Source organism: Flaviaestuariibacter amylovorans (assembly GCF_039541815.1).
Taxonomy (GTDB): domain Bacteria; phylum Bacteroidota; class Bacteroidia; order Chitinophagales; family Chitinophagaceae; genus Flavisolibacter; species Flavisolibacter amylovorans.
Genome location: NZ_BAABGY010000009.1, coordinates 311,253 through 323,477, shown reverse-complemented (window position 1 = coordinate 323,477; position 12,225 = coordinate 311,253). Strand labels below are relative to the sequence as shown.

General features: G+C 59.6%; 10 protein-coding genes. 9 read left to right on the top strand and 1 reads right to left on the bottom strand.

From position 1 onward, the window contains the following. Positions 1–52 precede the first annotated feature (52 nt). The 8 genes from metG (at position 53) to ABD937_RS16705 (ending at position 10,095) form a co-directional block, all read left to right on the top strand. Complete coding sequence (gene metG / locus ABD937_RS16740) at positions 53–2,251, top strand: methionine--tRNA ligase (RefSeq protein ID WP_345256936.1); 2,199 nt, start codon at positions 53–55, stop codon at positions 2,249–2,251. 369 nt (positions 2,252–2,620) lie between these two features. Continuing rightward, positions 2,621–3,361, top strand: a complete 741-nt coding sequence (locus ABD937_RS16735) for a c-type cytochrome domain-containing protein (RefSeq protein WP_345256935.1) — start codon at positions 2,621–2,623, stop codon at positions 3,359–3,361. Between the two features lie 3 nt (positions 3,362–3,364). Further along, the gene (locus ABD937_RS16730) at positions 3,365–3,739 is read left to right on the top strand and encodes a hypothetical protein (protein ID WP_345256934.1); all 375 of its coding nucleotides are present in this window, start codon (positions 3,365–3,367) and stop codon (positions 3,737–3,739) included. A gap of 89 nt (positions 3,740–3,828) precedes the next feature. After that, complete coding sequence (locus ABD937_RS16725; RefSeq protein WP_345256932.1) at positions 3,829–4,263, top strand: OB-fold protein; 435 nt, start codon at positions 3,829–3,831, stop codon at positions 4,261–4,263. 138 nt (positions 4,264–4,401) lie between these two features. After that, positions 4,402–4,959 carry a YceI family protein gene (locus ABD937_RS16720; protein WP_345256931.1) on the top strand — a complete coding sequence of 186 codons (558 nt, stop codon included), beginning with the start codon at positions 4,402–4,404 and terminating at the stop codon, positions 4,957–4,959. Positions 4,960–5,070: 111 nt separating this feature from the next. Further along, positions 5,071–5,961 (top strand): DUF5777 family beta-barrel protein, encoded by an 891-nt coding sequence (locus ABD937_RS16715; RefSeq protein ID WP_345256930.1) that lies wholly within the window; start codon positions 5,071–5,073, stop codon positions 5,959–5,961. Between the two features lie 471 nt (positions 5,962–6,432). After that, positions 6,433–8,808, top strand: a complete 2,376-nt coding sequence (locus tag ABD937_RS16710; protein ID WP_345256929.1) for a 3-hydroxyacyl-CoA dehydrogenase/enoyl-CoA hydratase family protein — start codon at positions 6,433–6,435, stop codon at positions 8,806–8,808. Between the two features lie 222 nt (positions 8,809–9,030). Further along, positions 9,031–10,095 (top strand): adenylate/guanylate cyclase domain-containing protein, encoded by a 1,065-nt coding sequence (locus tag ABD937_RS16705; RefSeq protein WP_345256928.1) that lies wholly within the window; start codon positions 9,031–9,033, stop codon positions 10,093–10,095. A 700-nt stretch (positions 10,096–10,795) separates the two neighbouring features. On the opposite strand, the gene ABD937_RS16700 is transcribed toward ABD937_RS16705, so the two are convergent. Then, a complete protein-coding gene (locus tag ABD937_RS16700) occupies positions 10,796–11,407 on the bottom strand; it encodes a DedA family protein (RefSeq protein ID WP_345256927.1) in 612 nt (203 codons plus the stop codon). 109 nt (positions 11,408–11,516) lie between these two features. Between ABD937_RS16700 and ABD937_RS16695 the strand changes: the two genes are divergently transcribed. Next, on the top strand, positions 11,517–12,161 hold the full coding sequence (locus ABD937_RS16695; RefSeq protein WP_345256926.1) for a peptidase M10: 645 nt from the start codon (positions 11,517–11,519) through the stop codon (positions 12,159–12,161). The last annotated feature ends 64 nt before the right edge of the window (positions 12,162–12,225 follow it).

Here is a 12,225-nt window from a genome sequence, read left to right as displayed (position 1 = left end):
CATTACCCCATTATCCCATTAGCACATTGATTTCCGGTACTTTTGCCCGGACATGAATACGCCCAAACGATACCTTATTACCTCTGCCCTGCCCTACGCCAACGGCCACAAGCACATCGGCCACCTCGCAGGCGCCTATATTCCGGCAGACATCTACGTACGCTACCTCCGGGCCCAGGGCCGCGATGTAGTGTTCGTGTGCGGCTCCGACGAGCACGGCACCGCCATCCCCATCCAGGCCATGAAGGAAGGCACCACGCCGCAGGCCATCATCGACAAGTACCACACGATCATGAAGGAGAACTTCGACGACCTCTCGGTCTCCTTCGACGTATACGACCGTACCTCGGCGCCCGTGCACCACGAAACGGCGCAGGAATTCTTTACCTACCTCAACGACCGCAACCTGCTCGTGACCAAGGAAAGCGAGCAGTATTACGATGAGGCCACGAGCACATTCCTTGCCGACCGCTACATCAAAGGCGAGTGCCCGAACTGCCACTTCATGGGCGCCTTCGGCGACCAGTGTGAGAAATGCGGCACCGCGCTCTCCCCCGATGAGCTGATCAACCCGGTGAGCACACTGAGCGGCGCCCCGCCGGTGAAGCGCGCCACCAAGCACTGGTACCTCCCGCTCGACCAGCACGAGGCCTGGCTCCGCGAGTACATTCTTGAAAACCATAAGGACGACTGGCGCGCCAACGTGGTCGGCCAATGCAAAAGCTGGATCGACGGTGGCCTCCAGCCCCGCGCCGTTACCCGCGACCTCGACTGGGGCGTCAAAGTGCCGCTCGATACGCCTGATGCCGCCGGAAAGGTGCTCTACGTTTGGTTCGACGCGCCCATCGGCTACATCTCCGCTACCAAGACCTGGGCACAGCGCGAAGGCAAGGACTGGCGCCCCTATTGGCTCGATAATGAAACAAAGCTGGTGCACTTTATCGGCAAGGATAACATCGTGTTTCACTGCATCATCTTCCCGCTGATGCTTCAGCTGCACGACTACATCGTTCCGGAAAACGTGCCGGCCAACGAGTTCCTCAACCTCGAGGGCGACAAGATGAGTACCTCGCGTGCCTGGAAGCTCGACATGCAGGACTACATCGACGACTTCATCAAAAAGGAGAACGGCGGCCCCGCGCTTGCCGACTGCCTGCGCTATTACCTGACGGCGATCGCACCCGAAACGAAGGACTCCGACTTTACGTGGAAAGGCTTCCAGGATGCGGTGAACGGCGAGCTGCTCAACAAGTTCGGCAACTTCATGAACCGTACGATGGTGCTGATGCACAAGCTCACGGGCGGCAAGGTACCGAAGTGGCACGCCGATATCGTAACGGAGCGCGATAACGTGCTGATGGCCGAGATCAAGACCGCAAAGGCGAAGATCGAGGAGCTGCTCGAAGGCTACCGCTTTCGTGACGCGCTGGGCGAAGTGATCGCGCTGGCGACGCTGGGCAACGGCTACCTGCAACTGAACGAGCCTTGGAAAAAGGTGAAGCAGGTGGATGCGGAAGGAAAGGTAACGGAAGCCGCCCAAAAAGAAATCGACAACTGCCTGCACCTCTCCCTGCAGCTATGTGCCAACCTGGCCATCCTCATCAATCCGTTTTTGCCCAACACCGCAAAGAAGATGTGCCACCTCATGAAAGTGGTGGATGCGATGCTCGAGTGGAAGAACGCCGGCTCCCTGAAGCTCCTGTCGGTGGGCTATTCGCTCCGCCCACCCGAGCTCCTCTTCCGCAAGATCGAAGACGAGGAAGTACAGTACCAGGTCGAAAAATTAAAAGCAGGACTCGAAAAAGCAAAAGCCGCTATGGAAGCAGAGAACGGGAATCGGCAATCGGCAATCGGCAATACCGCAGCGACGCCATCGGGCGCAGCGAACGCTCCCCTCTCCCTTGGAGAGGGGCCGGGGGTGAAATCCGAGATCCAGTATGATGACTTTGCCAAGATCGACCTCCGCATCGGCACGGTGACGGCCTGCGAGAAGGTACCCAAGGCCGACAAGCTGCTGCAGCTGACGGTGGATATGGGCAACGAGGTACGCACCATTGTATCGGGCATCGCCCAGCACTTTACGCCCGAATCGATGGTGGGCAAGCAGGTGATGGTGGTGGCCAACCTCGCCCCCCGCAAGATGCGCGGCATCGAGAGCCAGGGCATGATCCTCACCGCGGAGCAACCCGACGGAAAGCTGATCTTGGTTGGCCCGAATGAAGCCACCCTGGCGGGCTCTGGCGTGCGTTGACCTTATCAGGTGATTTTTTTAGAGGCCCCTTGCGGGCCTTTTCTTATTGATGGAGAGTAGAGGATGGAATCAGGAGGAGGATTACTTGAGTAATTGAATACATGAATAATGGAATAACCGAGGCGAGGCGCCGGCAGTCATTGCGAGCAAAGCGTCCCGAAGCCTCGGGACAATCTCCTGCGTTACGTGGAGTGGCTGCAAGAAACCTCCCTGAACGGTCATCACGAAAGTGCGGGAGATTGCTTCGCTTCGCTCGCAATGACCGGAAGCCCCCGCGTTGCGGGGGCCCCTCCGGTTCAAAGAAATAATTTCCCCGCTCCATGGTTACGTCTGCTCTCCCGGCGGTTACTATTCTTCAAACCGACCGTCTTGAAGAAGTTAATTACCATTACCGGCCTTCTGTTCAGCGCGTTGCTCGTGCTGCACGCCTGTAAGCACCCCCTGCCTGAACCGCCCGCCGGAAGCGGCGGCGGCACGGGTGGAACCGGCGGCGGTACAGGGGGCGGCCCCAGTGCTCCGCCCGCGTCCTGCAGCCCCGACACGGCCTACTTCGTGCAGCAGGTGCTGCCCATCCTCGTGTCGAACTGCGCCTTCAGCGGTTGCCACGACGTGGCCTCCGCCCGCGACGGCGTGGTGCTGACCAATTACAACACGGTGATGACCACCGGCGGCATCCGGCCCGGCAACCCGGGCGGCTCCGACCTCTACGAGATGATCACGGAAACCGACCCAAGCGAGCGCATGCCCCTCGGCCGCACGCCACTGTCCGCCAGCCAGATCGGAACCATCCGTCGCTGGATCCAGCAGGGCGCGAAGAACAACTCCTGTGTCAATGCCAGCTGCGACAGCGCCAACGTCACCTTCAGCGGCTCGGTGAAGCCGATCATCGCCACCAAGTGCCAGGGCTGTCACAGCGGGGCCGCGCCCTCTGGCGGCATCAACCTTTCCACCCATGCCGGTGTGCTGGCCAAGGTGAGCGACGGCCGCCTCTGGGGTGCCATCAACCACAGCGCCGGGTTCCAGCCGATGCCCCGCGGCGGCGCAAAGCTGTCGGACTGCGAGCTTACCCAATTCCGGAAATGGATCGCCGCCGGCGCACCCAACAACTAAGCCATGAAGAAGACACCGATACTTGTATTCTTACTGTCTGCGCTCGCACTTGGCAGCTGCTACTATGATGTGGAGGAAGAACTCTACCCGGTAGCCGGAAACTGCGGAGATACCACCGCCGTGACGTATTCGGGCACCATCGCCCCGCTGCTGACGACGCATGGGTGCACGGGCTGCCACGGATCCACAGGCCCCTCGGGCGGCGTGTCGCTGAACAACTGGGCGGCCGTAAAAACCAGGATCGACGACGGCCGGCTCGTAGGAGCGATCAGCCATGCCACCGGGTTTGCCCCGATGCCCCAGGGCGCCCCCAAAATGAGCGCCTGCGATATCGACAAGATCCGAAGATGGGCCGCCGCGGGCGCACCGAACAACTGACACCGTGAATCGTCAATCGTCGCCCGAAGCTTCGGGACGTGAAGACAATGACGCCGCTATCCGCATCCCAAAAAGTAAAAGACCCGAACATGAAAAAGATCATCCTCACCGTTATCGCACTTGCCGTTGCCGGCGGCGCCATCTATGGCTGGCGTGAGTACAACCGCACCAATGCCGACCTAAGTAATGCGAAGGCCCACTATACACAAGACGCAACGGCGCTCATCGCTGCCTTCGAAAAAGACACGGCCGCGGCCAACAAACAATACGTCGATAAGATCCTGGCCGTAAGCGGTCCCGTCAAAAGCATCGACGCAGCCGGCAACCCGGTAGTGGTTTTCCTCGGCGCGGCCGACGGCATGTCGTCGGTGCGCTGCTCGATGGACTCCGCGCATGCGGCCACGTACCGTAGTATTACGGCCGGCAGCATCGTCACGATCAAGGGCCAGTGCACCGGCGGCGAAGTGTCCGATATGGGATTGGGCACCGACGTCAGCCTGAAGAACTGCGTACTGGTACCGTGAATCGTGAATCGTCCATCGTGAATAAACTCCCCTTCCCAGCAGGCAGATCCGGCTCCTAAAGCAATCGCTTCGTAAAAAGCATTCACGATTCACGATTGACGCACCCAATGCCTCATTAAACACTAAAAGCAAATACACATGAAAAAGACCCTCCTTGCCGCCGCCCTGCTCCTCGGCCTCGCCGGCACCGCTTCCGCCCAGACCCGCTACTTCACCAAGAGCGGCCGCATCCAGTTCAACTCCAAGGCATCCATGGAAGACATCGAGGCCGTGAACAAGACCGCTACCGCGGTGCTCGACATCAACAGCGGCGCCCTCCAGTTCTCCGTGCTGATGAAAGGCTTCGAGTTCGAGAAGGCCCTCATGCAGGAGCACTTCAATGAAAACTACGTCGAGAGCGACAAGTACCCGAAGGCCGAATTCAAAGGCAGCGTGGTCAACAACGGCGAGATCGCCTATACGAAGCCCGGCACCTACCCGGCTAAGGTAAAAGGCAAATTCACCCTCCATGGGGTTACGCGCGAGATCGAAACGGCCGGCACCATCACCGTGGGCGCCGACGGCATCAAGGCATCCTCCGGCTTCACCATCCAGCTCTCCGACTACAACGTGCAGATCCCCGCGGTGGTGAAGGAGAAGATCTCCAACAACATCAAGATCACCGTGGAAACGAAACTCGATCCCCTCAAAGGATAACCCCCGTCGGCGGGCGGCGCACCGAGAGAAGGAACGCCGATGAGACGGATGCTACGGATGTACGCAGCTCCTTACCACTTCAAACATCAAACAGATTTCAAACTGCTTCCTATGAACACGAACCGCCCGATGCTCCTGGCCCTGCTGGCGACCCTGTGCGCCGGCAAGGCCTTTTCCCAGGACGACGACCTGCTGGCCGGTCTTGAAGAAGCGCCGAAGAAGGAGTATGTGTACAACGCGTTCAAGTCGTCGCGCGTCATCATGACGCACTCGATGGAGCTGCTGCGTCCCGGCGTGCTCGACTTCCGCATCCTGCACCGCTTCGGAAAGCTGAACCAGGGTGCCAAGAACTTCTACGGCCTCGACGAGGCCTGGATCCGGCTCGGGCTCGACTACGGCGTCACCAACAACCTCACGGTAGGCATCGGCCGCAGCAAGTACAAGCAGGAGCTCGACGGCTTCGCCAAATGGCGCGTCATCCACCAGGCCAAAGGACCGAAGGCACTCCCCTTCTCGCTCGTGCTCGTGGGCGGCGGCACCCTGAGCACCGCGCCCTGGGCCGACCCGACGCGGAAGAACTACTTCACCTCGCGCATGGCGTACTATGCGCAGGCCATCATCGGCCGCAAGTTCTCCGACAAGCTCACGCTGCAGGTGGCGCCCACGATCCTGCACCGTAATCTTACGGAGCTGAAGTCGGACCCGCACGACCTCTACGCTGTAGCCATCGGCGGCCGCATCGGCCTATCGCGCCGCATCTCGCTCACGGCCGACTACGTATACGTGGCCAACCAGCCCCGCAAAGAGCTCCACCACCCCTTCTCCATCGGCTTCGACATCGAGACCGGCGGCCACGTGTTCCAGCTCCACTTCACCAACGCCTTCGGCATGAACGAGCGCACCATGCTCTCCGAAACACCCAACAGCTGGGGCAAAGGCGACGTGCAGTTCGGGTTCAATATCTCAAGGGCGTTCCAGATCGGGCACAAGAAAAAGAAATAAACCGGAGAGTAAGGAACTGCAGAATATCGAAGGAGGGCCAGGCGGTCCTCCTTTGTTATGGGCAGGGGTGAAACGATGGGTACCGGGGAGAGAAAGAACGCGGATTCAACGGATTTGATACGATAAGTACGGATTTTTTACTGCGATACAGTTCACCGTCCGCAAGCCTCCGACAGATAAGATTTCAGGTACGATAAAGTGTGCCGCACAGGAGCGACTCCTTACCAATAGACGAATAGACCAATAGACATTCCCTCCTTAACAGCTTTTGGCACCCTGAGCTTGTCGAAGGGCCTTAGCCCCTTCTTTTCTTAGCGGTAAAAATCTCTTCTTTTCCTTTAGAAGACGACCGGTGCAGCCCGTAGGAAATGTCCCACAGAAGCAAATCTGAGATCCGAGATCTGTGATCTGACATCCTCTGGCCGTTTTTGCCTTATCTTCACCCTAATAGTTGCATAACTAACTAATTTTATGAACAAGCGCATCATAAAGAAAGTAGCCGTCCTCGGCTCGGGTGTCATGGGATCCCGCATTGCCGCTCACTTCGCCGGCATCGGCGTACCCGTTCTGCTCCTCGACATCGTACCGAACGACGCGAAGGAGTCCGACAACAAGGCCCTCCGCAACAAGATCGTGAACGACGCGCTGGGGGCGGCCCTCAAGAGCAACCCCTCGCCCGTGTACACCAAAGACGTGGCGAAAAAGATCACGACCGGCAACTTCGACGACAACCTCAAAGACATCGCCGCCTGCGACTGGGTGATCGAAGTGGTGGTGGAGCGCCTCGACATCAAGCAATCGCTCTACGAGCGCGTGGAGCAGCACCGCAAGCCCGGTACGCTCATCACCTCCAACACCTCGGGCATCCCCATCCACCTGCTTTCCGAAGGCCGATCCGCCGACTTCAAAAAGCACTTCTGCGGCACGCACTTCTTCAACCCGCCGCGCTACCTGCGCCTGCTGGAGATCATCCCGACGCCCGACACGGACCCCGCCATCGTGGACTTCCTCATGGATTACGGCGACCGCTACCTCGGCAAGACCACCGTACTCGCGAAGGACACACCGGCCTTTATCGCCAACCGCATCGGTGTGTGGGGCATGATGGCCATCTTCGGCCTTATTGATAAAATGGGCATGACCATCGACGAGGTGGACGCGCTCACCGGTCCGCTCATCGGCCGCCCTAAGTCCGCAACGTTCCGCACCGCCGACGTGGTCGGCATCGATACCCTCGTGAAAGTGGCCAAAGGTGTGTACGACAACTGTCCGCAGGACGAGCAGCGCGACGTCTTCAACATTCCTTCCTGGCTAACCAAGGTCACGGAAAATAACTGGCTCGGCGATAAGACCGGCCAGGGCTTTTTCAAGAAAGTGAAAGGCCCCAACGGAGAAAAGGACATCCAGACACTCGACCTCAAGACCCTCGAATACGGCCCGCGCCAAAAGCCGAAGTTTAGCTCCGTGGATGCGGCCAAGCCGGTAGAAGACCTCAAGCAGCGCCTCCAAATGCTCACCGCGGCGCCCGACCGCGCGGGCGAGTTCCTGAGGCATTTCCACTACGGCCTCTTCTCCTACATCTCCCACCGCATCCCCGAGATCTCCGACGAGGTCTACCGCATCGACGACGCCATGATGGCCGGCTTTGGCTGGGAGATCGGCGCTTTTGAAAGCTGGGATACCCTTGGCGTGGAGCGCTCCGTGAAGAAGATGCAGGAAGCCGGCTATGCCGTGGCGCCCTGGGTAGAAGAGATGATCGCCGCGGGCCACAAGACGTTTTATAAAGTCGAGAACGGCGTGCGGCAATCGTACGACCCGGCTACCAAAACCTACAAGGCCATACCCGGCGGCGGCGACTTCGTCGTGCTGCGCCACCATACCCAGGTTTGGAAAAACAACGCTTGTCAGGTCGCAGACCTTGGCGATGGCGTGCTGGGCCTGCAGTGGCAGTCGAAGATGAACTCCATTGGCGGCGACGTGCTCGCAGGCATCACGAAAGCCATCGAACTGGCCGAAAAAGACTATAAAGGCCTCGTGATCGCCAACGAGGGGCCCAACTTCTCGGCCGGCGCCAACGTAGGCATGATCTTCATGCTGGCGGTGGAGCAGGAATGGGACGAGCTCGACTTCGCCATACGTGCCTTCCAGAATACGATGATGCGCGTGCGCTATTCGGCCATCCCCGTGGTGGTGGCCCCGCATGGCCTCGCCCTCGGCGGCGCCTGCGAGATGAGCCTGCATGCCGACAAGTGCTGCCCGGCAGCCGAAACCTATACCGGCCTCGTGGAGCTCGGTGTGGGCGTGATCCCCGGCGGCGGCGGCACCAAGGAGTTCGTGCTGCGCGCTTCCGACGAAATGCACGACGATGAGCCCGAGACCATCACCCTCAAGAACCGTTTTCTAACCATCGCCACGGCCAAGGTGGCCACCTCGGCTTTCGAGGGCTTCGGCATCGGCGTTTACCGGAAAGGGCTGGACGAAGTGGTGATCAACCAGGGCCGACGGATCGCCCAGGCGCGCCAGAGCGTGGTGGACCTCTACGATGCGGGCTATGTGCAACCCGTTCCCCGTTCCGACATCCGGGTGCTGGGCCGCTCGGCGCTCGGCTCGCTCTATGCGGGCATCCACGGCATGGTGCAAGGCAAATACGCCACCGAGCACGACGCCACTGTGGCCCGCAAGCTCGCCTACGTGATGTGCGGCGGCGACCTCTCCGAGCAGACCCTCGTAACGGAGCAGTACCTCCTCGACCTCGAGCGCGAGGCCTTCCTCTCGCTCTGCGGCGAGCGCAAAACGCTGGAGCGCATCCAAGGCGTACTGAAGACCGGGAAGCCAGTGAGGAACTAGCGGTGAAGAGGGGTGAATGTAGAACGGGAATACTTGAGCAATCGAATACATGATCATTTGAATACCTGAGGGAAAGGGCGAGGTTTAACCCTCGCCCTTTTTCATTCGCCCCACCCTCGGGCATTCGCGTACTCATGTATTCAATTACTCAAGTACTTCCCTCTTTCCTCCCCTTTCTGCCCTCCTCCCTCCCTTGCATAACTTTTGCATTGCCTCAGCCGTATGCCCCGTCGCCTCCTGTACCTGCACCTACGGTCCCTGGCCATGATCTCGCTGATATGGGTCCTCTTTGGTGTGGTGTTTTTCGAAAACCTCATCCGTAACTGCAACGACCTCGGCGTACGCGTCAACCTCTACCAGTTCTCGGTGGCCTTCGGGCTTATCGGCGCCCTCATCACCGGCACCATGATCTTTTACCTGAAGCCGGCCTTCAGCCACCACCCGGTGTGGCGGGCCTCCATGTACAAGCTCCTGTTCACCCTCGTGCTGTTCTTCGTCATCACGTTCCTGCTGCTCCTGCTTTACTACCTCTTCCTTTACAAAAAGCAGTTCCACTTCGGCCACTTTCTCGACTCCTTCTTTACCAAGATCGTGAAGACCCGCACCTTCATCATCTTCATCGTGGACATGGCGCTCATGACCGTGATGTCGATCTCGATCCTGGAGGTAAAGGATAAGTACGGCCCCGGCATGTTCTGGAGCATGCTCTCCGGCGAGTACAATCAGCCGGTGGTGCAGAACCGCATCTTCATCTTCCTCGACATCAACGAGGCCACCTCCATTGCCGAAACCCTCGGCCACGAGCGGTACTTCCGGATGCTGCGCAAGTTTTTCGCCGATATCACGATGCCGGTGCTCGCCTCGGAGGGCGAGATCTACCAGTACGTGGGCGACGAGCTCGTGATCACCTGGCCCAACACGCCCGACAACAAGCTGCGCGCGCTCAAGTTCCTCCGACACGCATACTTCCTGATGGAACGCAAGGCCCATGAGTACGAGGCGCGCTTCGGCTACCAGCCCCGCTTCAAGGCGGGCGTGCATGCCGGCGAGGTCACGGCCGGCTTCGTGGGCGTCGTCAAAAAGGACCTGCTCTATACCGGCGACACGGTGAACACCACGGCCCGCATCCGCAGCGTGTGCCACGACGTGGACGAGTCGTTCGTGCTCTCGGGCGACTTCATGAAAGATATGGAGCGGCCCCACGGCTACTGGATCAAGGCCATCGGCCGCATCGAGCTCAAGGGCAAGGTGGAGTGGGTGAAGCTGTACCGGATGCGGTTTGAGTAGAAGCTGTCTCCAAACATTGGTCACCCTGCCGTGTCGTTAGGCTGTTTGAATTAATGTACTTTCCGGAAATGCTGAAATGGACGGCCGCGGGCGGCCTTGGCACGCAACGGCGCAATGACGCGACAATGAAATGCAGGGAAGAATTTTCAGCCCGTTGCTACTTCGCTGCGCCGCTACCCGCCGCGTCGCCGCGTGAAATAGGCCGCTTGCGGCCTCGCCAGCCTATCTATTCACCCAAACAGCCTCTTTGAGACGATTTCCAGGACGGACTATAGGTTCCTGTACACGGCTGACCACCGCGCAAATTGCCCGGGTGTGATCCGGTAACGCGCAATATTTCCTTCATGAAGCGCAGCCAGTTCCGCACGTACCACTTCGATAAAGCGTGACTTATCAGCCGATGCAATACCGGTTACGGCCAGAAGCTCAACTTATGTCCCGGCAAATAGCATATATGCGCCAACATTTAGCGTTTATGCGCCAGTAACGCGCTCATATGGGGCAACGGTTTACATTTTATGGGTGAGCTGGCGACATATATGAATCAGCAGAAGAGATATATGCGTCAACAAAGCGGTCAGAAGGCGATATGAACACCTCGACAGAGGCCGCCAATTGATTGAGCTACACTCTATCAGGTGGCAAATGGAAGTTGAAACAGGGCGTCTGCAAGAGCGGCGCTCATCCGTAGGCAACAGAACTATGCTTTTTCCGACCGGTTCTTCCGCACCTGCACGATTACCGGGATCAGGAGCACGGCCAGGCTTACCGGCAGGATCCAGCTCAGGTGCTGTTTGATACCCGGGAAGCGTCCGCCGAGGTAATAACCGCCCAGGAAGAAGAAGCAGATATGCAACACTACGGCTGCGTACGAAAGGGGCAATAACACCGAGGGGCGTACCCGCGTGATGCCGCCCAGCAGGGGCATGAACGGCCGAACCACCGGAAGGAATTTTCCCAGGAACAGGGCCGTGGTGCGGTGCTCCCGGAAAAAGCGCTCGGCACTATGGAGCAGTTTCTTCTTGAAATACCACGTGTCTTTCTTGTGGTACAGCTTCGGCCCGAGCTTCCGGCCGATCAGGTAGCCGGAGCTGTCGCCCAGGAGTCCGGCGGCGATCAGGAGCAACAGGAGCGGCAGCATGCGCATGCCAAAGCCATCGGCAGAGGCGATGATGCCGGCGGAGAAGAGCAGCGTTTCGCCGCCAGGCACGATCAGGCCCAGCAGGAGGCCCGTCTCCGCATAGATGAGCAGCGCGATCAGGAAAACGCCGCCCCAGGCAATAAGGTCCGATGTTCCGAAGAGCAAGGTCATAGTTGTGATCAGCAGGTGGACGCCGGCGGCAGTCCTGCCTTACGCAACTGAAGTAAAAAACATGCCGTCCATGAACTGCCCGGCAAAGTGTCGCCCGTAGCTTTACGGGATGGGTGAAGCACAACTCGACGGCAACGGCATCCTGCGGGTGCATGCGCACATCGTTACCTATGGCGGGGCAGCCACTGCGGAACTCACGGAGCGGATCCGGGAGGAGATCGAGCGCATGTGGAACGAGCCCGACGTGCCCCTCCTCCTGCGCGAAGGCCGCGTAGGCCTCCGCTTCACCATCACGGCCGCGTTCCGCCCCGACCTCGACGAGGTGGACGTGCTGGCGAACACCGATCCGCGCAACAACTACTTCCGCATCGAGGAGTACGTGCGCGGCAACATCTCCTTCGTGGACGGGCTCGGCTGCAACAGCGGCTTCTTCAAGCTCGAGAACCTCTATGCCGGCTCCACCACGGCCGCTCACGAATTCGGGCACACCCTCGGCCTCGACCACCCGGCGCTCCTCGACCTCCGCGGCCGGGGCGTACCCGGCATCATGTACCCGCGCGGCACCCTTGTGGACCCCGAATTCCAGTACGACCCGGAGAAGCCCGCCGGCGTCACCGGCGGCACCATGCACCCGATGCACCGCCGCGTGCAGCGCGCCGACATCGAAGCCCTTCGCCTCGACCGCCTCCGCTTCCACCGCGGCCGCGCCATCGTGGGCGACTTCAGCAACGTGTATCATTGGCCGCACCAGTAAACAGCAAGGTTTAGGAGGTTCAGAAGGTTTAGAGAGTTGGCTGGCGCACGCAACCTCCTGAACC